Source organism: Nocardiopsis sp. NPDC049922, from assembly GCF_040660275.1.
Taxonomy (GTDB): domain Bacteria; phylum Actinomycetota; class Actinomycetes; order Streptosporangiales; family Streptosporangiaceae; genus Nocardiopsis.
Genome location: NZ_JBFAME010000004.1, coordinates 1 through 21,264, shown reverse-complemented (window position 1 = coordinate 21,264; position 21,264 = coordinate 1). Strand labels below are relative to the sequence as shown.

The 21,264-nt window shown below is 71.1% G+C and carries 22 protein-coding genes, 1 pseudogene, 2 CRISPR repeat arrays and 1 riboswitch; of the genes and pseudogenes, 12 read left to right on the top strand and 11 right to left on the bottom strand.

All coding sequences use genetic code 11. The features are described from left to right. Positions 1–99 precede the first annotated feature (99 nt). Together AB0I72_RS08995 and AB0I72_RS08990 are read left to right on the top strand one after the other, a co-directional pair. Positions 100–333: a hypothetical protein gene (locus tag AB0I72_RS08995; RefSeq protein ID WP_358564666.1), complete on the top strand. Its 234-nt coding sequence runs from the start codon at positions 100–102 to the stop codon at positions 331–333. A gap of 7 nt (positions 334–340) precedes the next feature. Further along, positions 341–925 (top strand): class IV adenylate cyclase, encoded by a 585-nt coding sequence (locus tag AB0I72_RS08990; protein WP_358564664.1) that lies wholly within the window; start codon positions 341–343, stop codon positions 923–925. 5 nt (positions 926–930) lie between these two features. After that, a CRISPR array of direct repeats spans positions 931–1,386; the repeat unit is 29 nt; unit sequence GGGACCATCCCCGCGCGTGCGGGGAGCAG. 213 nt (positions 1,387–1,599) lie between these two features. On the opposite strand, the gene AB0I72_RS08985 is transcribed toward AB0I72_RS08990, so the two are convergent. The 4 genes from AB0I72_RS08985 to AB0I72_RS08970 all read right to left on the bottom strand — a co-directional run bounded on the left by AB0I72_RS08985 (position 1,600) and on the right by AB0I72_RS08970 (position 4,669). After that, positions 1,600–1,788 (bottom strand): DUF397 domain-containing protein, encoded by a 189-nt coding sequence (locus tag AB0I72_RS08985; RefSeq protein WP_358564662.1) that lies wholly within the window; start codon positions 1,786–1,788, stop codon positions 1,600–1,602. A gap of 6 nt (positions 1,789–1,794) precedes the next feature. After that, the gene (locus AB0I72_RS08980; RefSeq protein ID WP_358564660.1) at positions 1,795–2,607 is read right to left on the bottom strand and encodes a helix-turn-helix transcriptional regulator; all 813 of its coding nucleotides are present in this window, start codon (positions 2,605–2,607) and stop codon (positions 1,795–1,797) included. Positions 2,608–2,953: 346 nt separating this feature from the next. Beyond that, a CRISPR array of direct repeats spans positions 2,954–3,531; the repeat unit is 29 nt; unit sequence GGGACCATCCCCGCGTGCGCGGGGAGCAG. A 112-nt stretch (positions 3,532–3,643) separates the two neighbouring features. Continuing rightward, the gene (locus tag AB0I72_RS08975; RefSeq protein ID WP_358564658.1) at positions 3,644–3,823 is read right to left on the bottom strand and encodes a DUF397 domain-containing protein; all 180 of its coding nucleotides are present in this window, start codon (positions 3,821–3,823) and stop codon (positions 3,644–3,646) included. A gap of 27 nt (positions 3,824–3,850) precedes the next feature. Continuing rightward, positions 3,851–4,669, bottom strand: coding sequence for a helix-turn-helix transcriptional regulator (locus AB0I72_RS08970; RefSeq protein ID WP_358564656.1), 819 nt, complete (start codon positions 4,667–4,669; stop codon positions 3,851–3,853). A gap of 231 nt (positions 4,670–4,900) precedes the next feature. Between AB0I72_RS08970 and AB0I72_RS08965 the strand changes: the two genes are divergently transcribed. The 6 genes from AB0I72_RS08965 to AB0I72_RS08940 all read left to right on the top strand — a co-directional run bounded on the left by AB0I72_RS08965 (position 4,901) and on the right by AB0I72_RS08940 (position 10,083). Continuing rightward, positions 4,901–5,416, top strand: a complete 516-nt coding sequence (locus AB0I72_RS08965) for an ATP-binding protein (protein WP_358564654.1) — start codon at positions 4,901–4,903, stop codon at positions 5,414–5,416. A 111-nt stretch (positions 5,417–5,527) separates the two neighbouring features. Next, a complete protein-coding gene (locus AB0I72_RS08960) occupies positions 5,528–5,845 on the top strand; it encodes a hypothetical protein (RefSeq protein ID WP_358564652.1) in 318 nt (105 codons plus the stop codon). A 148-nt stretch (positions 5,846–5,993) separates the two neighbouring features. Beyond that, on the top strand, positions 5,994–7,502 hold the full coding sequence (locus AB0I72_RS08955) for an MmgE/PrpD family protein (RefSeq protein ID WP_358564650.1): 1,509 nt from the start codon (positions 5,994–5,996) through the stop codon (positions 7,500–7,502). Next, positions 7,502–8,395: a methylisocitrate lyase gene (gene prpB, locus AB0I72_RS08950; protein ID WP_358564648.1), complete on the top strand. Its 894-nt coding sequence runs from the start codon at positions 7,502–7,504 to the stop codon at positions 8,393–8,395. Before AB0I72_RS08955 ends, prpB begins: the two co-directional genes overlap by 1 nt. 15 nt (positions 8,396–8,410) lie before the next feature. Then, entirely contained in the window at positions 8,411–9,547 is a 1,137-nt protein-coding gene (locus AB0I72_RS08945; RefSeq protein ID WP_358564646.1) for a bifunctional 2-methylcitrate synthase/citrate synthase, read from the top strand. Positions 9,548–9,648: 101 nt separating this feature from the next. Further along, positions 9,649–10,083, top strand: a complete 435-nt coding sequence (locus AB0I72_RS08940) for a DUF1801 domain-containing protein (RefSeq protein ID WP_358564644.1) — start codon at positions 9,649–9,651, stop codon at positions 10,081–10,083. Between the two features lie 62 nt (positions 10,084–10,145). Here AB0I72_RS08940 and mmsB read toward each other — a convergent pair whose 3' ends face one another. The 5 genes from mmsB to AB0I72_RS08915 form a co-directional block, all read right to left on the bottom strand. Beyond that, on the bottom strand, positions 10,146–11,111 hold the full coding sequence (gene mmsB, locus AB0I72_RS08935) for a 3-hydroxyisobutyrate dehydrogenase (RefSeq protein WP_358564642.1): 966 nt from the start codon (positions 11,109–11,111) through the stop codon (positions 10,146–10,148). After that, positions 11,108–12,190, bottom strand: coding sequence for an enoyl-CoA hydratase/isomerase family protein (locus AB0I72_RS08930; protein ID WP_358564640.1), 1,083 nt, complete (start codon positions 12,188–12,190; stop codon positions 11,108–11,110). The genes mmsB and AB0I72_RS08930 overlap by 4 nt, the downstream gene beginning before the upstream one ends. A 38-nt stretch (positions 12,191–12,228) precedes the next feature. Then, entirely contained in the window at positions 12,229–13,368 is a 1,140-nt protein-coding gene (locus AB0I72_RS08925) for an acyl-CoA dehydrogenase family protein (RefSeq protein ID WP_358564638.1), read from the bottom strand. Positions 13,369–13,382: 14 nt separating this feature from the next. After that, complete coding sequence (locus tag AB0I72_RS08920; RefSeq protein ID WP_358564637.1) at positions 13,383–14,927, bottom strand: CoA-acylating methylmalonate-semialdehyde dehydrogenase; 1,545 nt, start codon at positions 14,925–14,927, stop codon at positions 13,383–13,385. Positions 14,928–15,134: 207 nt separating this feature from the next. Next, a riboswitch (cobalamin riboswitch) is annotated at positions 15,135–15,269 on the bottom strand. A gap of 130 nt (positions 15,270–15,399) precedes the next feature. Further along, a complete protein-coding gene (locus AB0I72_RS08915) occupies positions 15,400–15,969 on the bottom strand; it encodes a TetR family transcriptional regulator (RefSeq protein WP_358564635.1) in 570 nt (189 codons plus the stop codon). 412 nt (positions 15,970–16,381) lie between these two features. Here AB0I72_RS08915 and AB0I72_RS08910 point away from each other — a divergent pair, with 412 nt between their 5' ends. Together AB0I72_RS08910 and AB0I72_RS08905 are read left to right on the top strand one after the other, a co-directional pair. Then, entirely contained in the window at positions 16,382–17,482 is a 1,101-nt protein-coding gene (locus AB0I72_RS08910) for a sialidase family protein (RefSeq protein ID WP_358564633.1), read from the top strand. A gap of 1 nt (position 17,483) precedes the next feature. Beyond that, the gene (locus AB0I72_RS08905; RefSeq protein WP_358564631.1) at positions 17,484–17,768 is read left to right on the top strand and encodes a MoaD/ThiS family protein; all 285 of its coding nucleotides are present in this window, start codon (positions 17,484–17,486) and stop codon (positions 17,766–17,768) included. A gap of 5 nt (positions 17,769–17,773) precedes the next feature. Here AB0I72_RS08905 and AB0I72_RS08900 read toward each other — a convergent pair whose 3' ends face one another. Continuing rightward, the gene (locus AB0I72_RS08900; RefSeq protein ID WP_358564630.1) at positions 17,774–18,901 is read right to left on the bottom strand and encodes a DUF418 domain-containing protein; all 1,128 of its coding nucleotides are present in this window, start codon (positions 18,899–18,901) and stop codon (positions 17,774–17,776) included. 134 nt (positions 18,902–19,035) lie between these two features. Between AB0I72_RS08900 and AB0I72_RS08895 the strand changes: the two genes are divergently transcribed. Both AB0I72_RS08895 and AB0I72_RS08890 read left to right on the top strand, forming a co-directional pair. Further along, a complete protein-coding gene (locus AB0I72_RS08895) occupies positions 19,036–20,262 on the top strand; it encodes a histidine kinase (protein WP_358564628.1) in 1,227 nt (408 codons plus the stop codon). Further along, complete coding sequence (locus AB0I72_RS08890) at positions 20,259–20,906, top strand: response regulator transcription factor (protein WP_358564626.1); 648 nt, start codon at positions 20,259–20,261, stop codon at positions 20,904–20,906. The genes AB0I72_RS08895 and AB0I72_RS08890 overlap by 4 nt, the downstream gene beginning before the upstream one ends. A gap of 4 nt (positions 20,907–20,910) precedes the next feature. Here AB0I72_RS08890 and AB0I72_RS08885 read toward each other — a convergent pair. Then, positions 20,911–21,264 (bottom strand): annotated as a pseudogene (locus AB0I72_RS08885) (hypothetical protein); the annotation flags it as partial.

Here is a 21,264-nt window from a genome sequence, read left to right as displayed (position 1 = left end):
CTCGCCGAGAAGGACATGGAGCTGTGCTGACGGTGGCTTGAAGGGGATCCCCGCGTGCGCGGGGAGCAGGCACAATATCCGTCACGCGAGACCCTGGCCGTGCTTCTGTCCGCTGAGTCGGGCGACATCCTCGTCCGCCGGAGGAACTACTACGACCGATATCTGGCCTCCAGGCTCGCCAACCCCCTGGAGGACGCGAAGCAGTTGGTCCTGTTCCGCAACATACCGCTATCGGATGCGGAATCCCTGGGCGAGGCCATGCACGCCGTACGAGGCTCGTGTGGGAAGCGGGGCCTCGCCCGCGTGGACTCGGCCGTCAATTGTGGAAAGTGAGCGCCCCATGGGTCTCGTCGAAGTCGAACGCAAGCGCGTACTGACCGGTTCTGGCGAAGAAGTGAGGCGACGCCTGGTCGAGCTCGACTATCGGGAATGCTCCTCGGTGACCGAGGTGGACACGTACTACAGCAGGCCCGACGTCGACTTCCTCGCGACCGTGGAGTGTCTGCGCGTACGACGGAGGGACGGCTTCGCCGAGATCACGTACAAACCTGCCTCCTCCGCCAGTACGCACGGTCCTGACGGTGTGGTCGCGAAGCCGGAGACCGACGTCGTGCTCAGCGATCCCGGCCAGGCCCATCAGGCGGAACAGCTCCTGGAGGCCGTGGGAATGGTGTTCCTGGTGCGAATGGAGAAGTTCAGGACGCTGTTCCGGAACCCCGCGCACCCAGACCTGACCGTCGCGCTGGACGCCGTGACGGGCGTGGGCGTGTTCCTGGAGACGGAGATCGTCTCCGAGGACCGAGAGGGAGCAGTCATACGACTGGGCGAGGTCGAGGACCTGCTCGGCGTGACATCGTGCCCAGTCGTGTCGCTGCCCTACCGCGACCTGGTGCTCCAGTCTCGGCAGGCTGAGACCCGCACCTAAAAGACTCACCAATCCCCGCGTGCGCGGGGAGCAGCGCACCAACCCCCATGGTGCGGGCCTTCTCTGGGGACCATCCCCGCGCGTGCGGGGAGCAGAGGGGGAGACACGATGGTGTCCCACAACGGGCGGGACCATCCCCGCGCGTGCGGGGAGCAGCCTCCGCCACCTCAGGCTCCGGCTCCACCGACGGGACCATCCCCGCGCGTGCGGGGAGCAGGACCGCGGTTACCTCCGCTACACCCCCGGCAAGGGACCATCCCCGCGCGTGCGGGGAGCAGACCTCGGATGCGGATTCTCCCGAGGCGCTCGGGGGACCATCCCCGCGCGTGCGGGGAGCAGACCGGCGTCATCCCCGACCGTTTCCAACCCGCGGGACCATCCCCGCGCGTGCGGGGAGCAGCGGCTACGTGAGGAGTGCGGCCAGGACGCCGCGGGACCATCCCCGCGCGTGCGGGGAGCAGTGTGTGTGTGTGGACCATCCCCGCGCGTGCGGGGAGCAGGGTGGCAGTGGCCACGGACATCCCGCCAGGCAAGGACCATCCCCGCGCGTGCGGGGAGCAGACTTCCTGACCTGCGCTTCTATCCGGCCAGCACCACCAAATCCGCAAGTTCCCGAGAAACAGACATCCGACCCATACTTCTCAACCCTACATGTGGACCCCAGGGGGGCACTCTCACAACTTCAGCACGGCGAGCAGACCGGCCCACTCCGCACTCGGGTACGCCAGGTGCCCCAGCTCCCGGTTCCGAGTATCGCGCACGGCTGCCGCACCTGGCCTGTCCGCGACCTCGACGCACTCGCCACCGTGCCCACCGCTGTAACTGGATTTCCGCCAGTTCTGCCAGCCGTTCGCCACTGTCATCTCTTCCTACTTGTACTGGTCGTCCAGACACTGCTGGATGCGTTCCCGAGTCTCCTGCTGATCCAGTGCGGCCTCTTGCGCCTTGCGATAAAGACCCTGGTAGTAGGCGGTCTCGGGCTCCTTCTCCAGGAACAGGCCACCGATGGCGTACTCGATGTAGACGGCGTCGCCCGAGTTCACTCCCTCGATCAGGTCGGGGAAGCGCAGCACGACGAAGCTTCCCTCCGTGCCCGCGTGCGCCCCGGAGGAGAAGGGCAGGCACCGAAGGTCGACGTTGGGCAGCTCGGACACCTCCAAGAGGTGAGCGAGCTGGTCGCGCATCACGTCGACTCCGCCGACGACGCGATGGAGCGCGGACTCGTTGAAGACGGCTGAGAAGCGGAGCGGCGCGTCGCCCGTGAGTCGCTGCTGACGCCGGACCCGAACGGCGGCATGGCTGTCGATCTTGTCCGGGTCACCGTCCCCGACGACAGCGGTCATGAGCGCACGCGCGTAGTCCACCGTCTGGCACAGGCCCGGAACCAGTCCGTCGTGGTAGTGGTCCACCTCGGCGGCTTCGGACTCGACGCCGATATAGGGCGCGAACCACTCCGGCACCGCGCTGGTCTGCCACCATCCCGGCTCCCGCTGCCGGGCCAGATCCACCAGCTTGTCCCGGTCGTCGGTGTTCAGCTCGTACATGTCGCCGAGTGCGTACACCACGGCGGGCGGCCACGGATGTTCCGACTTCTCGTACTTGCTGAGCGTTCCCGGGGTCACACCCACCTGCACCGCCGCGTCACCTGCTCGGACGCCCGCCGCTCGGCGCGCCTCGCGCATGACCCGAGACAGGGTCCTACGAGCTATCCCTACGGTCTGTGCCACTGGCGTGCTCCCGGGGTGGACGGTTCGGCGCACGCCCCAGTTTGACCCATGCGCGATCAGACAACCAATTCACGAAAGACTGCCTGACGAAAGTTTCTTCATAATTACTTTCCCTGCTGGTAGTTAGCTATCAGACTTGAATCGTAACGAGACCAATCGTTTGGCTGTCGGGGTCCGCGGACCTTTCGTGCCGCTCATCGCGTCATGGATGAGTGCCTGAGAAGGCTCGAATGAGGGACTACGACATCCCGCGACGTAGGCGGGGCCAGTACGACGACCGGCGGGTGGTGGGTGGTGGGTGGGTTGCCGGTATGCGCGTGCGGGGAGCAGAAGACGTCCGCACCGCTCCAGATGTCGACGTTGGGACCATCCCCGCGTGCGCGGGGAGCAGGCGGCCTACCCGACCTGGGACATCCGCAGATCGGGACCATCCCCGCGTGCGCGGGGAGCAGGTGAGACGATATCAACGAGGTGATGGCATGCCGGGACCATCCCCGCGTGCGCGGGGAGCAGTGGAGTTCGGCATCCTGCGTGGTGCCGGTGATGGGACCATCCCCGCGTGCGCGGGGAGCAGCTGTCCACGACCGAGTGCGCCGCCCAGACCCTGGGACCATCCCCGCGTGCGCGGGGAGCAGGAAGAGCAACCCTTGGTTGCTCGCAACCATCCGGGACCATCCCCGCGTGCGCGGGGAGCAGCCCATGAGGTCGAGCATGCGGCCGCCGTGGCCGGGACCATCCCCGCGTGCGCGGGGAGCAGATGATGCCGACGGGGTTGGCGGCCATGGCGGCGGGACCATCCCCGCGTGCGCGGGGAGCAGATGACCAACCCGGGACCGCGGGCGGGGATGCCGGGACCATCCCCGCGTGCGCGGGGAGCAGTCTTCCTGACCTGGGCATCTAGCCCACCATCACCACCAAATCTGCAAGTTCCCAAGAAACAGACATCCACACCATCCATCCCAGATGGGCACACAGGCACCAGCTGGGACGCCTACGGCTTCACAACAGCAAGCAGACCAGCCCACTCCGCGCTCGGGTACGCCAGGTGCCCGAGGTCCCGGTTCTGCGTGTCACGGACCAGCACACTCCGGCCCTCGGCCACCTCCACGCAGTCGCCACCGTTGGTGCTGTAGGTGCTCTTGTGCCAGGTGGGGTTGTGCGGCGCGGTCATCTCCGAGCCTCCGCTTCTCCGAGGGGCCTAACGATCGTTGCTCAGGAGCCCGCGGATGAGAAGGATCGACTCATCGGGTTCGAGCGCTCTGGCCAGCAGGCTCCCGAACATCAGCGTATACCGGCGCACCTCCTCCGGATCTTCCGGAACGAGACCGCTGCCCGCCTGCTCCAGGTACACGACATCGGGATCGGCCTGCTCGGGGAACTCCAGGATGTTGAACTGACCGTCCATGCCCGCGTGCGCGCCGTGCGAGAACGGCACCACCCGAATCGTGACGTTGGGGAGTGCCGCGAGTTCCACGAGGTGCTGGAGTTGACGCCTCATGGTGTCGGGGCCACCGACCTGGCGGCGGAGGACCGCTTCGTCGAGGACGGCGACCACGTGCAGGGGATCGGCGGCCCGCGTGATCAACTCCTGGCGCGACATCCGGACGTGCACCTTCTCGTCCACCAGGTCAGGGGCTGACGTGATGGCGGTCTGCTCCGTCACCGCGCGGGCGTAGTCCTCCGTCTGGAGGATGCCGGGAACGACGATGGTCTGAAAGGTCCGCACGACGGACGCGGCGGCTTCGAGGCCGATGTAGCTGTCAAAACCCGGTTTCAGGGTCTGCCGATACCGGTGCCACCAGCCGCGTTTGCGCGCGTGCTTGGCCATCTCGATCAGTTCTTCGCGTTCCGCCCCATGAACGCGATACACATCCAGCAGAATGGCCACGTCACCGGGCTTCGGCCGCGTCATGCCGGTCTCGTATCTCCACAAGGTGCTGTCGGTGATACCGACGCGCTCGGCGACCTGCGCGCGAGAAAGCCCCGCGTTGTCACGGAGACGCGTCAGCTCCGCCATGAGTCGGCGCTGACGGGCGGTCGGGCTCGGCCGTGTGGCCATGCTGCACCTCCTGGTTCCACGTGAACCGTAACACAATGCATGATTCCATCTCTTAGTCACTCATATTGCACCAGTTCTTTCTGCACTATTGCAGTTTCAGATTTCGCCCTTCATGCTTGTGCGCAAGGCGAGCGCCGGGGCAGGAGACCAGCGCTCGAATGAGGTCATCTGTGTCTCATGGAGGCTCGAATGAGGGACTACGACATCCCGCGACCGAGGCGGGGCCAGTACGACGACCGGCGGGTGGCGGGTGGGTTGCCGGTCCGCGCGCGCGGCGAGCGGTGCGGGGTCAGTACGGCGTACTTCGACGGGACGCCCGATCAGCTCGGGCGTATCCGAACGTGGTGCTGTCAGGCGTCACGACTGGACGACGACCTCGCCGCGCCGATCATCCTCGCCATGAACGAACTGGTGGTCAACGCCATGACCCACACCGCTTCGGGCGGCCGGTGCGGGCGGGTGAAGGTCTCGGTCGAGGCGCTTCCCGGCGAGATCGTCCTCGTCTCGGTCACCGACGACGGCCCCCGCGCGTGCCGCCCGATCTCCCTGCCCCGGCTGGCCGAGCGGGACGACCCGCTCAGCACGGGCGGTCGCGGCCTCCGACTGGTCGCCGACCTGGCGGAGAAGTGGTGGTGGACCGGCCGCCCCGGCGACTCCCTCACCGTGTGGGCGCTCATCGACCCCCACCGCTACCTCGACCTCTGAACCCCCGGCGGGAAGCGCAGCCCTCGGGCCATGGACACCCGCCGGAAGGCCCCAGCCGGTGCCCCAGGACCGGGGCGCGATCAACCACCTGAACCCAGCAGGAGGACGACCATGCACCACCCTCACGGGCGACACCGCAGGCCCGCCGCCTCCCTGACCGCACGCCTCTGGCAGCTCGCGACCACGATCCTGGCGGGAGCGCTGGCGTACGTGCTCCTTCCCGAACCGCCCGGGCGGACGCACGCCGCGATCGCCCCGGCCCCCGAACGCCCCGTGCTGTCCCCGGTTCCTCCGATCGGAGAGGAACCGGACCCCGACGAGGTCGGCGGCGCCCTCGTCCGCCCCTACGTCCTCCTGGCGGAACCGACCCCGGGTGAGTTCGACGAACTCGCCGGGCTCGTCCGCCGCTACCTCGACGGACCGGGCTGACCCACAACGCTTGTGACCCGCAGCCTTAGCAGACTTAGCAAAAACACACCCTGTCCTTAGCTGAACCCAGCTGATTTAGCCCCTTCCACCTGGGGAATCCCTTTGGCAGGCTCGTTCGCACTACGTGCACGACGCCGAGGGGACGAACATGCAGCAGCACCGTGTCCGGGTCCACCGCAGTTCCGAGGGCCCGCCCAAGGAGCAGCAGCTCGCACACCGGATCGCGACCGTCGCGGCCGACCCGGTGGCGGTGGAGGCCGACGTCGTCGAGATGATCGGCAACCGCGTCATCGACAACGCCGCCGTCGCCGCCGCGGCCCTGCGCCGCCGCCCCGTCCGCAGCGCCCGCGCCCAGGCCACCCGCCACCCGTTGGCCCCCGGCGCGACCATCATGGGCACCCCGTCGTCGACCCGCGTCTCCCCCGAGTGGGCCGCCTGGGCCAACGGCGTGGCCGTGCGCGAACTGGACTTCCACGACACCTATCTGGCCGCCGACTACTCCCACCCCGGCGACAACATCCCCCCGATCCTCGCCGTCGCCCAGCACACCGGGCGCGACGGCCGCGACCTGGTCCGGGGCATCGCCACCGGGTACGAGATCCAGGTCGCCCTGGTCCGGGGCATCTGCCTGCACGAGCACAAGATCGACCACATCGCCCACCTGGGCCCGTCGGCGGCGGCGGGCATCGGCACCCTGCTGGACCTCCCGGTCGAGGTCATCTACCAGGCGGTGCAGCAGGCACTGCACGTCACCACCACGACACGCCAGTCACGCAAGGGCGAGATCTCCAGCTGGAAGGCCTACGCCCCGGCCTTCGCCGGGAAGATGGCCGTGGAGTCGGTGGACCGGGCGATGCGCGGCGAGGGCGCGCCGTCCCCCGCGTACGAGGGCGAGGACGGCTTCATCGCCTACCTGCTCAGCGGGCCTGGGGCCGACTACACCGTCTCCCTGCCGGGCGCGGGCGAGGCCAAGCGCGGCATCCTCGACACCTACACGAAGGAGCACTCGGCCGAGTACCAGAGCCAGGCCCTCATCGACCTCGCGCGGCGCTTGGGCCCGCGGATCGGCGGCACCTCACGGGTCCGCGCGATCACCATCCACACCAGCCACCACACGCACTACGTGATCGGCACCGGATCGGGCGACCCGCAGAAGATGGACCCGAACGCCAGCCGGGAGACCCTGGACCACAGCATTCCGTACATCTTCGCCGTGGCCCTCCAGGACGGCGAGTGGCACCACGAGCGCTCCTACGCCCCCGAGCGCGCCCAACGCCCGGACACCGTCGAGCTGTGGCACCGGATCAGCACGGTCGAGGACCCCGCCTGGACCAAGCGCTACCACGCGACGGACCCGGCGGAGAAGGCGTTCGGCGGCCGCGTGGTGGTCGAGCTGGACGACGGCACGGTGATCGAGGACGAGATCGCCATGGCCGACGCCCACCCGCTCGGCGCCCGCCCGTTCACGCGTCCGGACTACGTCGCCAAGTTCCGCACGCTGGCCGAGGGCGTCGTCGCGCCCGAGGAGCAGGACCGCTTCCTGGAGCTGGTCGACCGCCTGCCGACGCTGACCGCCGAGGAGGTCGGTCGACTGACGTTCACCGAGGACCAGGCGACCGCGCCGCGGGACCTGACCGTGTCGAAGGGGATCTTCTGATGCTGCACTCCAGGACGCTCGCCCAGGACAAGCGCCGCCGCCTGCGCGACGACCTCGCCTCCGGCCGCCTGCTGCGCGTCCCCGGGGCGGTCAACCCGCTGACGGCGGTCCTCATCCAGGAGCTCGGCTTCGACGGGGCGTACGTGTCCGGCGCGGTCATCGCGGCGGATCTGGCCCTGCCCGACATCGGCCTGACGACACTGCCGGAGGTGGCCACGCGCGGCGGCCAGATCGCCCGGGTGACGGATCTGCCGACGATCATCGACGCCGACACCGGTTTCGGCGAGCCGATGAACGCCGCCCGCACCGTGCAGGCCCTGGAGGACGCGGGGCTGGCCGGGTGCCACCTGGAGGACCAGGTCAACCCGAAGCGCTGCGGCCACCTCGACGGCAAGGCCGTGGTGGAGACCGAGGAGATGGTCCGCCGGATTCGCGCGGCCGTCTCCGCGCGGCGCGACGACGGCTTCGTCGTCTGCGCGCGCACGGACGCGGCGGCCGTCGAGGGACTGGACGCGGCGATCGAGCGGGCGAAGGCGTACGTGGACGCGGGCGCCGACATGGTCTTCCCCGAGGCGATGCGCGGCCCCGCCGACTTCGAGGCGTTCCGCGAGGCCGTGGACGTGCCCCTGCTGGCCAACATGACCGAGTTCGGCAAGAGCGAGCTGCTCGGCGCCGGACAGCTGGAGTCGCTCGGCATGAACATGGTCATCTACCCCGTCACCACCCTGCGGCTGGCCATGGGCGCCGTGGAGGAGGGCCTGCGCACCCTGCGCGACGAGGGCACCCAGGCGGGGATCGTCGACCGGATGCAGACCCGCGCCCGCCTGTACGAACTGCTCGACTACCCCGCCTACAACGCCTTCGACGGCGATGTCTACAACTTCACGATCTGAACGGATGTGGTGAGCATGACCGACACGGCGATCCACAAGGGCCTGGCCGGGGTGGTGGTCGACACCACCGAGATCTCCATGGTCGACGAGGCCTCCAACTCGCTGACCTACCGCGGTTACCCGGTGCAGGACCTGGCCGCCTCGTGCACCTTCGAGGAGGTCGCCTACCTGCTGTGGAACGGCGAACTGCCCGACGCCGCGGAGCTGCGCGCGTTCCGGGCCAGGGAGAGCGCCCGCCGGTCGCTGGACCGGCACACCCTCGACCTGCTGCGGTACCTCCCCGAGACCGCGCACCCCATGGACGTGCTGCGCACCGCCATCAGCTACCTGGGCGCGGACGACCCCACGGAGGACGACGGCTCGCCGGAGGCCGACCGGATCAAGGCCGAGACCATGATGGCGAAGCTGCCCGCCGTGGTGGCCGCCGACCACCGGCGGCGCCGGGGCCTGGACCCGATCCCGCCGGACCCCGGGCTGGACCTGGCCGAGAACTTCTTCCACATGTGCTTCGGCGAGGTGCCCGCCACCGAGGTGGTCCGCTGCTTCGAGACGTCGATGATCCTGTACGCGGAGCACAGCTTCAACGCGTCGACGTTCACCGCGCGCGTGGTGACGTCCACGTTGTCCGACATCTACAGCTCGGTGACGGCCGCGATCGGCGCGCTCAAGGGCCCCCTGCACGGGGGCGCCAACGAGGCCGTGATGCACACGTTCGAGGAGATCGGCAGCGCGGCGCGGGTCGAGGCGTGGTTGGACCGGGCGCTGGCGGACAAGCGCAAGATCATGGGCTTCGGGCACCGCGTGTACAAGCACGGGGACTCCCGGGTGCCGACGATGCGCGCCGCGCTGGAGGAGATGGCCGCGCTCAAGGGCGCCGACGACCTCATGGAGCTGTACCGGACGCTGGAGCGGGCGATGTTCGAGCGCACGGGCATCCACCCGAACCTCGACTACCCGGCCGGGCCCGCCTACCACCTGATGGGCTTCGACATCCCGACCTTCACGCCGCTGTTCGTCATGGCCCGGGTCACCGGGTGGACGGCGCACATCCTGGAGCAGCGCCAGGCGAACGCGCTGATCCGCCCGCTGAGCGACTACACCGGTCCCGGCCGCCGTCCGGTCCCGCTCCCGGCGCAGCGGCTGGCGGGCTGACCGCCGACGCTCGGCCCTCGGCGCGTGGCGCGCCCGCCCCCGGAGTCCCGGGGCGGGCGCGCCACGCCGTCGGTGTCGGGGCCCGTGGCTAGGCTGGGGGCATGGTGTCCAGTCAGGCGACGACGGTCGACGAGTACCTGTCCGAACTCCCCGAGGACCGGGCCGAGGTCGTGCGCGCGATCCGCCGGGTCATCCTCGACCGGCTCCCGCCCGGCTACGAGGAGGGCATGCTGTACGGGATGATCGGCTACTACGTCCCGTTGGAGCGCTTCCCCGACACCTACAACGGCCAGCCGCTGTCCTACGTGGGCCTCGCGGCGCAGAAGCGGCACTACTCCCTGTACCTGATGAGCGTGTACTGCGAGGAGCGCCAGGACGAGTTCGCCGAGCAGTGGCGGGCGACCGGCAGGAAGCTGGACATGGGCAAGTCGTGCGTCCGGTTCAGGAAGCTGGACGACGTCCCCGTGGACGTGGTGGGCGACTGGGTGGCGCGCTACCCGGTGGACGACTTCGTCGCCGCGTACCACCGCACCTGAGAGCACGGACCGCCTCCGCGCCCGGCGGGCGCGGAGGCGGTCGGTCGGTACGGCTCGGCCGGTCAGGAGTGGTCGTCCGGTGACCCGTCCGATCCCTCGCCGTCCGGATTCCCGGAGCGCTCGCGGATGGCGTTGACGATCGCGGAGAAGTCGCGCTCGGTGTCGAGCTCCTCGGCGAAGGCCGTGTAGATCCGGGCCGCGTGCAGCCCGATCTCGGCCTCCACCCCCGTGTCGCGCAGCGCGTTGGCCGCCAGGCCCAGGTCCTTGGCCATGAGCGACGCGGCGAACCCCGGCTTGTACTCCCGGTTGGCCGGGCTGGTCGGCACCGGTCCCGGAACCGGGCAGTTGGTGGTGAGCGACCAGCACTGCCCCGACGCGGTCGACACGACGTCGTACAGCGCCTGGTGGGTCAGGCCGAGCCGCTCGCCGAGCACGAACGCCTCGCTGACCGCGATCATCGACGCCCCGAGCACCATGTTGTTGCAGATCTTCGCGGCCTGACCGCCGCCGGGCCCGCCGCAGTGCACCACCTTGCGCCCCATCGACGACAGCAGCGGCTCCACGTCGGTGAAGTCGGCGGCCTCGGCGCCCACCATGAAGGTGAGCGTCGCGGCGGTCGCGCCCATGACGCCGCCCGAGACCGGGGCGTCCACGGCGCGGTGACCGGCGGCGACGGCCGCCGCGTTGGCGGTGCGGGCGTCGGCCACGTCCACCGTGGAGCAGTCGATGAAGAGCGTCCCCGGGCGGGCCGCGGCCAGGAGGCCGGTGCCCTTGCGCCCGTTCCCCTCGGCGTCGACGCCGTTGTACGCGGTGAGCAGGTGCCGCCCGCTCGGCAGCATGGTGATGACGACCTCGGCGCAGGCGACGGCCTCGGCCGCGCTCCCGGCCGTGCGCACACCGGCCTCGGCGGCCGTGGCGAGGGCCTCGGGGACGAGGTCGAAACCGGTGACCTCGTGCCCGGCGGTCACGAGGTTGGCGGCCATGGGCGCGCCCATGTTGCCCAGTCCGACGAACGCGACGGCGGTCATGCGCGGCTCCCCTCGTCGACGAGCCCCAGCGGCCCGTCCGGTGCGGGTTGGAAGAAGCGTGCGACGTGCGTGTCCGACACGGCGGACAGGCGGTCCGGCGTCCACTTCGGGTTCCGGTCCTTGTCGATGACCTGGGCCCGGATGCCCTCGACCAGGTCGGGCGAGGACAGCGTGGCGCAGGACACGCGGTACTCCTGCTCCAGGACCGCCTCCAGGGTGGGCAGCTCCCGGGCACGGCGGAGGGCGGCCAGGATGACCTTGACCGAGGTGGGCGACTTGCCCTCGATGACGTCGGCGGCGCGCGCGGCGTCCTGGTCGCCGTGGGAGCGCAGCCGGTCGACGATCTCCTCGGCGGTGTCGGCCGAGTAGCACGCGTCGATCCAGTGGCGGGCGCCCGCGAGGTCGCCGGCCGGGGCGGTCTCGGCGAACCGGCCGACCGCGTCGGAGACGTCGGCGGCGGAGGCGGCCTTCGTGAGCGCGTCGGTCAGGTCCGGGAGCCGTTCGGACGGGACGTAGTGGTCGGCGAGGCCGGTGTACACCGCGTCCCCGGGGCCGACGGGTGCGGCGGTCAGGGCCAGGTGCGTCCCCGTCTCGCCCGGGGCCCGGGAGAGGAGATAGGTGCCGCCCACGTCCGGGACGAAGCCGATCGTGGCCTCCGGCATGCCGACGGTCGAGCGTTCGGTGACGACGCGGACGTCCCCGTGCGCGGAGACGCCCACGCCCCCGCCCATGACCACGCCGTCCATCAGGGCGACGTAGGGCTTGGCGAAGCGGGCGATGCGGGCGTTGAGGAGGTACTCGTCGCGCCAGAAGGCGGCGGCCTCGCGCCCGGCCTCCCTGGCGCTGGCGTGGATGGAGCGGATGTCGCCGCCCGCGCACAGGCCGCGCTCGCCGGCGCCGTCGATGAGCACGGCGCGGACGGCGTCGTCCTTCTCCCACGCGGTGAGGGCGGCGTCCATCTCCCGCACCATGGCGTGGTTGAGGGCGTTGATCGCGCGTGGTCGGTTGAGCGTGACGCGGCCGAGGGTCCCCTCGACGCGGAGCAGGACCTCAGCGTCGGGCTCGGCGGAGGCGGTCACGGGCCCGTTCGTCGACGGCGTCGCCGGTGTCTCGGACATCAGGCGGCCCCGGTGAGTCCGCGAGCGATGATCAGGCTCATGATCTCGTTGGTCCCTTCCAGGATTCGATGCACCCGCAGGTCGCGGACGATCTTCTCAATGCCGTACTCGGTGAGGTACCCGTACCCCCCGTGCAGCTGGAGGGCGCTGTCGGCGACGTCGTACCCGGCGTCGGTGGCGTACCGCTTGGCCATGGCGCACAGGTGCTGGGCCTCGGGGGACCCGGCGTCGAGCGCCGCGGCCGCCCGCCAGAGCAGGGACCGGGCGGCCTCCAGTGCGGTGGCCATCTCGGCGAGGCGGAAGCGGAGCGCCTGGGCGTTGATCAGCGGGCCGCCGAACGCCTCGCGGTCGGTGAGGTAGGCGGTGCTGGCCTCCAGGGCGGCCTGGGCGCCGCCGAGCGAGCACGCGGCGATCCCGAGGCGCCCGCCGTTGAGCCCGTTCATCGCGATGCGGAAGCCGTCCCCCTCGTCGCCGAGGAGGCGGTCGGCGGGGACGCGGACCCCGTCGAGGAGGACCTGGCGGGTGGGCTGGGCGTTCCAGCCCATCTTGGTCTCGTTGGCCCCGAAGGAGAGGCCGGGGTCGTCGCGGTGGACGATGAACGCGGAGACGCCGGAGGCCCCGTCGTCCGCGGTCCGGGCCATGACGAGGTAGACCGACGAGGTGCCCGCACCGGAGATGAACTGTTTGGTGCCGGTGAGGACGTAGTGGTCGCCGTCGCGGACGGCGCGCGTGCCGAGCGCGGCGGCGTCGGAGCCCGCACCGGGTTCGGTGAGGCAGTAGCTGCCGAGGGTCTCGGCGGAGCAGAGGTCGGGCAGCCAGCGGGCGCGCTGGTCGTCGTCGCCGTAGCGGTCGATCATCCACGCGACCATGTTGTGGATGGACAGGTACCCGGCGATGGACGGGCAGCCGGTGGCGAGCGCCTCGAAGACGACGACGCCGTCCAGACGGGTCAGCCCGGAGCCGCCGGAGTCCTCGGCGACGTAGACGCCGCCCAGGCCGAGGTCGGCCGCCTTGCGCAGGACGTCGACCGGGAAGTGCTTGGTCTGGTCCCACTCTACGGCGTGCGGCGCGAGGTGTTCGCGGGCGAAGTCGCGGGCGGTCTCGGCCAGGATGAGCTGGTCGGAGGTGAGTGCTGTCATGGTGGCGGCTCCGCTCACTTCATGACCGGGATCGTGAAGCTCGCGCCCTCCTTGGCCCCGGACGGCCAGCGGGAGGTGACGGTCTTGGTGCGGGTGTGGAAGCGGATCGAGTCGGGCCCGTGCTGGTTGAGGTCGCCGAAGCCCGACCGCTTCCAGCCGCCGAAGGTGTGGTAGGCGACGGGCACCGGGATGGGCACGTTGACGCCGACCATGCCGGTGTTCACGCGCTGGGAGAAGTCGCGGGCGGTGTCGCCGTCACGGGTGAAGATCGCGACGCCGTTGCCGTACTCGTGCTCGCTGGGCAGGCGGAGGGCGTCCTCGTAGGTGTCCGCGCGCACGACGGAGAGCACCGGGCCGAAGATCTCCTCGCGGTAGATCCGCATGTCGGGCGTGACGCGGTCGAAGAGGCTGGGGCCGGTGAAGAACCCGTTCTCGTGGCCCGGGACGGTGTGGCCGCGGCCGTCGACGACCAGGTCGGCGCCCTCGGTGACGCCGAGGTCGACGTAGCCCTCCACGCGCTCCAGGGCCTCGCGGGTGACGAGCGGCCCGAAGTCGGCGTCGGGGTCGTGGGACGCGCCGACGCGGAGGCCGGTGATGCGCTCCTTCAGGCGGGCGACCAGGGCGTCGGCGGTCTCCTCACCGACCGGGACCGCGACGGAGACGGCCATGCAGCGCTCGCCCGCGGAGCCGTAGCCCGCGCCGATCAGGGCGTCGACGACCTGGTCGAGGTCGGCGTCCGGCATGACGATCATGTGGTTCTTCGCCCCGCCGAAGCACTGGGCGCGCTTACCGTGCGCGGTGGCGGTCGTGTAGACGTACTCGGCGATGGGCGTGGAGCCGACGAACCCGACGGCTGCCACGCGGGGGTCGGTGAGGAGCGTGTCGACGCTCTCCTTGCCGCCGTTGACGACGTTGAGCACGCCCGGGGGCAGCCCCGCCTCCAGGAAGAGTTCGGCCAGGCGCAGGGGGACGGAGGGGTCGCGCTCGGACGGCTTGAGGATGAAGGCGTTTCCACAGGCGAGGGAGGGCGCGGCCTTCCAGAGCGGGATCATCGCCGGGAAGTTGAAGGGCGTGATGCCCGCGACGACGCCCAGGGGCTGGCGGAGGGAGTGGACGTCGATGCCGGTGCCGGCGTTGTCGGTGAACTCGCCCTTGAGCAGGTGCGGGATCCCGGCGGCGAACTCGACCACCTCCAGGCCGCGCTGGATGTCGCCGTGGGCGTCGGGAACGGTCTTGCCGTGCTCGGAGGAGAGCAGGCGGGCGAGGCTCTCGCGCTCGTCGTCGACGAGTTGGAGGAAGCGGAGGAGGACGCGGGCCCGGCGCTGCGGGTTCCAGGCGGCCCACTCGGGCTGGGCGCGCTCGGCGTCGGCGATGGCGGCCTCGGTCTCCGCGCGGCCCGCGAGCGGCACGCGGGCCTGGACGGCGCCGGTGCTGGGGTCGTAGACGTCGCCGAAGGAGTCGGATCGGCCGGGAACGTGCTTTCCGTGGATGAAGTGCGTCAACTCGCGGGGCTCGTCGGCCGGGTCGGGGTCGCGGGGCGCGCTGTGGTCGGTCACCATGGCAAACCAGCTCTCGTCTGGAGGCGGAGCGATGCGCGGAGCATGGGGGAACAGGGCCGCGGTGGTGTGCGGCCGGCCGGTGTCCCGGGGTGTCGGGAGGCCGGGTTCACGGTGCGCGGTCCCAGACGGCTCACCCAGACGGCGGCGCGTGCCTGGGGCGGACCGCGCGTGCCGGTGCCATGCGTGCTCGCTCCATCCTCGTGGATCACACGGACATCGAACCGCGGCCGGCGTCCTGGCTTCCGGGGCGCTCCCCGGTCACCGTGGCGGGACCGCGCTGGATCCGCACCGGCTTGCCCGCGCCGCGGCTCTGTGACGCCCACCATATAGTTGGACGTCCAAGTAAATCCAGAACCGGGTGAGCGTGAGCTGAATCACACGAAAAGTGAGACGGGGGCCACCCCGGCGGCGACTGGGGCGGCGGCCAGGGAGGCCGGGGACACGAACCTCCCTGCGTCGGCCGCTCCGAGCGCTAGCGGTCGGCGAGGAGTTTGTGGGCCTCGTCCAGGTGGGCGGGCAGTCCCTCGGGGGCGCCCGACAGCCGCGCCGCGGTGAGCTCGCAGGCCATCGCGAGCTGGGCGGCGAGGACCGCCACGGTCTCCGAGGTGCCGGTCTCCACCAGGGCGTTGGCCAGTTTGTCGGCCCGACACTGCTGCATCAGGAGGTGGCGCGACCGGAGGTCGTCGCTCTCGCGCAGGAGGCGGGACAGCACGCGCGCGCGTTCGGGGGGCTGGGTGGTGTGCGGGCCCGCCTCGCGGAGGAGCTGGACGGCGGCGCGCAGGTCGTCCCCCACGGGCGCCTTCTCGCGGACGTAGGCGCACATGCGGTCGGCCTCGGCCGCGTCATCGGCGAACAGCACCTGTTGTTTGTCACCGAAGTACCGAAAGAAGGTGGTTCGTCCCACTTCAGCATGTTCGGCGATCGCCGCGACCGTGACGTTGTCGAATCCGTGCTCGGCGAAGAGCTGGAAGGCGGCCGACACGATCAACGCACGGGCCTTACGCCGTTTACGAGCGTGGAGCGTGTCCGGGGGGTGGTGCATGAGTCGACCCTATCGAGTGGAAAGCCGGTTCTCCGTGAGACGCGGGACCATTAGGACTGTGGTCCCGAAACGCTCAGTGAGCACGCGGGTAGCGGGAAGTCGTCTGGCCGAAGCGGTTGTGGACACGGACGTCGGGCACGGCCAGGAGCCCTACGCACATGTTCCGGTTGGCCTGGAATTTTATGGCAGAACCGGTGCCGATCGACAACCTCTTGGTGCGGACGAAGCTGACCGGCATGGAATGTGGTTCCCCTCTCACGGAGGTTATGCCGCCGACTTTTCCGGCGGGACCAGAATTCTGCCGCAAGTGAATAGTCAGGCTTCTTAACTGTAGTGCCGCGTGTTGCCCGCCGCCCAATGTCGGACCCGTGTGACACAGTAGGAGACCTGAATCACACCCCTGGAGTTGGTTATGACGTATCTCCTGGTCATCGGCACGCGCAAGGGGCTCTTCACGGCGCGAAGCGAGGATCGGCGCGCGTGGGAGGTGGCCGGTCCGCACCGGCTGGACGCGGCGGACTACGCGAGCATGGACTCGGTGTACGCGGTGGGGATCGACCCGCACACCGGTCGGATCCTGGCGGGAGCCGAGAGCTCGCACTACGGCCCCAGCGTCTGGTACAGCGACGACGGCTCGACCTGGCGTGAGCCCGACGCGGCGCCGATCGTCTTCCCGGAGGACACCGACGGCTCGTTGACCCGCGTCTGGCAGATCGCCTTCGGTGAGGAGCCGGGGGTGGTGTACGCGGGCGTCGAACCGCACGCGCTGTTCCGATCGACGGACGGCGGGCTGAGCTTCCGGCTGGTGCGCGCCCTGTGGGACCACCCGCACCGCGCGGAGTGGTTCCCCGGCGCGGGCGGCGGCGCGATCCACACGGTCCTCCCCGGCCTGTTGGCCTCGGGCGACCGGTCACCGGACGGCATGACCGTGGCCATGTCCACGGGCGGCGTGTACCAGACGCGGGACGCCGGAGCCAGCTGGGCGCCCGCCAACCGGGGCGTCTCGGCCGTCTTCCTGCCCGACGAGGAACCCGAGTTCGGGCAGTGCGTCCACAAGGTCGCGGCGGCCCCGGACGGCGTCATGTACCTCCAGAACCACCACGGGGTCTACCGCAGCGGCGATCCGGCGGGCGAGGGCTGGACCGCGATCGAGAAGGGGCTGCCCTCCAACTTCGGGTTCGCGGTGGTCGCCCATCCGCGGCGGCCGGAGACCGCGCTGAACTTCCCCGTGCTCAGCCAGGAGGTGCACCTGCCGCCCGGGAACAGGCTGGGCGTGTACCGGACGGACGACGGCGGGGACAGCTGGCGGGCGATGACGGAGGGGCTGCCCCAGGGACCCTACTTCGGCATCGTGCTGCGCGACGGGGCGTGCACGGACGGGGCGGACGTCCCCGGGTTCTACTTCGGGACGCGCACGGGCGACGTCTACGCCGCCACGGACGACGGGGAGCGCTGGCACCAGGTGGCCGCGCACCTTCCCGACGTCCTGTGCGTGCGCGCGGTGGAGGTCTGAGATGCGGGTGACCGTCCACCTGCCCGGGTTGCTGCGGGCGGACGCCGACGGCGCCGCCCACGTCCCGGTCGAGGTCGACGACGGCGCCAGGCTGAGGGGTGTCCTCGACGCCCTGACGCGGCGGTACCCGGGCCTGGACCGCCGGATCCGCGACGACCAGGGCTCCCTGCGCCGCTACGTGAACGTGTTCGTCGGCGAGGACGAGTGCCGGGGCATCGGTGGACTCGACGCCCCGGTCCAGGACGGCGCGGACGTGCGGCTGCTGCCCTCGGTGGCCGGGGGCTGAGCCCCTCAGCGGCGCATCGGCATCGGCCGCAGGTAGGTGAGGCTCCGCCACACCCACTCCAGCGGGCCGAGGCGGAACCGCCCCATCCACAGGCGCGCGCCGACCGCCATCAGCACGAAGTACGCCGTGGCGACGCCGTACTGGGCGAGGACGGTGATCTCGCCCTGGAAGGGGCTCATGGTCAGGAGGAACACGGCGGTGCTGCCCAGGTAGACGGTCAGGGTCATGCGGCCGAGCGGGGCGAGCACGCCCAGGACGCGGGAGGCCGCACGCCCGCGGCCGACCAGCCACCAGACCAGGCCGAGGTAGAACAGGGCGCCGCCCAGCCCCGAGAGCGAACCGCCGAGCGAGACGAGCGCGTCGGAGGCCGGGTGGGTCACCGGCGTGCCGTCGGCGCCGAGGTGGACGGGCACGCCGGCGGCGTCCAGCTCGATCGGGAAGAGCAGGTCGGACGCGAACATGAGGGCCATGCCGACGGCCTGGCCGACCAGACCCGTCCAGACGAGGCGGACGGGCAGACGGGAGGGCGCTCCCCCGAACGCGGGCGTGCGCGCCAGCCACACGCCCACGCAGAAGAACGCGAGCGTCTGCGGGACGAGCGACACCAGGATCCACGCACCGCCCGTCGGCATCAGGAGCTCGAAGCCCGGGGCGAGGGCGAAGAGGGCCGCGGCGGCGATGACCGGGCGGTGGCGGGAGCCGGACACCAGCACCGGCATGAGCGGTGCCAGGACGACCGCGGTGATCGCGTAGTGGGTGAGGATGTCGCCGTCGAAGACCAGCAGGTGCGGAACGCCGAACAGCAGGCCGAGCGCCACGTAGCGCCGGACCATGACCGCCATGGGGCGCTGGCCGCGCCCGACCGCTCCCCGCCAGGCGAGGACGGCGCCGACGCCGAGCAGCACCATGAGCATGGCCCGGGCCTTGCCGGACATCAGCAGCGAGGCGCCGGTGTCGACGACGGAGGTCAGCGTGCTCGGGGCGAGTTCCCCCGCGCGTTCGGCGGCGAACACGACGACGGTCACGTTCATCATGACGACGCCGATCATCGCGAGCGCCCGCGCGACGTCGAGGAAGGCCACGCGGGGCGCGGGCTCGGACGGTGCTCGGGCCGCTCGGGCCGCTTCGGTCACGGGGTCCTCCTCCTTCGTTGGCACCCGTACACGGTCCCTCGCGGCCCCCGGGCGGCACATCGGCCGAAGCGCCGACCCCGCGCCTCGTCCTTTCGGTCGAGGCCGCCGTGGGGATCCCCTCCTAGCCTGAGGACATGGCGTTGAACAGGGCTCTCGCCCGAGTCTCCGGACACCTCACGGCCACGGACGAGGGCCTGCCGAGGCTGGTCGCGTGGGCGGCGGGTGTGCTGCTCGCCCTCCTCTGGTGCGTCGACCTGGGCAACACGGTGCGCGTCCTCGGCGAGGAGGACTGGGCCGGGCCGCCGGAGCGGTCCCTGTACTTCCTGCCCCTGGTCTCCGGGGCCGTGCTCGTCGTCCTGGGGTGGATCGCGCTCTGGCCGAGGACCCGGGCGGCGGCGACCGCGGTCCTCGGGGTGTGCGGCGCGCTCGTGACGGCGGCGGCCTCGGCGGTGCTGTGGCCCGCGCCCAAGGGGGTGTTCGGCTACTCGCTCGCGTCGTCCGAGGCGTTGGGGCTGCTGCTCCTGCTGACGCTCGTGGCGCTGCGGTGCCGGGTGTGGCAGATCGGCCTGGTGTCGGCGCTGGCCTTCGGGGCGTTCCTCACGGACTACCTGCGCGAACCGTACTGGTCGGGTCAGCTCTCGGGGACCCTGGTGGCCGTCGGGGTGGGGCTGGCGCCCGGCCTGTTCCTGCGCTGGCGGGCCGCCCAGCACCGCGAGCACATGGCGACCGTGCGGGCGCAGGAGCGGCTGTCGCTCGCCAGGGACCTGCACGACGTGGTCGCGCACGAGGTCACGGGGATCGTGGTGCAGGTGCAGGCGCTGCGGTACATCGCGGAGAGGGATCCGGAGGCGGTCCGCGCGGCCCTGCCCGGGATCGAGGCGGCGGGCGGCAGGGCCCTGGAGTCGATGCGCGGCATGGTCTCCCGGCTGAGGGAGCCGGACGACGCGCCGCTGGCGGCCAACGTCGCGCAGGGACTGGAGCAGTTGGCCGCGCCCGCGCGGGGCGGTCGGCCGGAGGTCTGCGTGCACGCGAGCCAGGCGGTCGGCGACCTCCCCACGGACGTGGGCACGGCGGTGCTGCGGATCGCCCAGGAGTCCGTCACGAACGCCCTGCGGTACGCGCGCGGCGCGGAGCGGGTGAGCGTCGTGGTGGAGGTCCTCGACGACGGCGTGCGTCTGCGCGTCTACGATGACGGGCGCGGCGGCGCGGTCCCGGTCGGCGGCGGATACGGGCTGCTCGGCATGGCCGAGCGGGCCAGGCTGGTCGGCGGTGAACTGACCGCCGGTCCGCTGGGGGCGACCCAGGGGTGGGTCGTGCGGGCCTGGCTCCCGCTCGACCGGAACGGAGACGAGGACGCGTGACGATTCGGGTACTGCTCGCCGACGACCAGGAGATGGTCCGGACCGGCTTCCGCTACATGCTGGACGCCGAGGACGACATCGAGGTCGTGGGCGAGGCCGGTGACGGGGTGACGGCGGTCCGGCTGGCCCGTGAGCTGCGGCCCGACGTGACGCTCATGGACATCCGGATGCCCGGGGTGGACGGCCTGGAGGCGACGCGGCGGCTGGCCGGTCCGGGCGTGGCCGACCCGCTGAGGGTGGTCGTGGTGACCACGTTCGACCTGGACGAGTACGTGCACGCCGCGTTGTCGGGCGGCGCGGTCGGCTTCCTGCTCAAGGACGCGGGTCCGGCGCTGTTGATCGAGGCGGTCCGGGCGGCGGCGCGGGGCGACGCGATGGTCTCCCCGAGGATCACCGTCCGGCTGCTCAGGCACTTCGCCGAGACCGCGCCGCGCCCGAAGGCGGACACGGCGGGGCTGACGGAGCGCGAGCTGGAGATCGCGCGGGCGGTGGCGCGGGGCCTGACCAACACGGAGGTGGCGGCGGAGCTGTACGTCACCGTGAGCACCGTCAAGACCCACCTGGCGAGCATCCAGAACAAGCTGGGCGCGCGCAACCGGGTGGAGATCGCCGCCTGGGCCCACCGGGGCGGCCACGTGAGCTGAGCGCCTACCAGGCGGCGGGCGCGTAGTCCTTGAGGAAGCAGCCGTACACGTCCTCGCCGCGCTCGCCCCGGACGATGGGGTCGTACACGCGGGCGGCCCCGTCCTCCAGGTCCAGCGGCGCGTGGAACCCGGCGGCGGCGATGCGCTCCTTGTCCGGATACGGCCGCTCGTCGGTGATCCAGCCCGTGTCCACGCTGGTCATGAGAATGCCGTCGGTCTCCAGCAGCTCCTGGGCGCTGGTGCGGGTGAGCATGTTGAGGGCGGCCTTGGCGACTCTAGGGGTTTGTAACGTGTCGGACCCATCGCCTACTCTCACGTACCCCCAACCGAGGAGCACCATGCACAACCCCACCCCCAC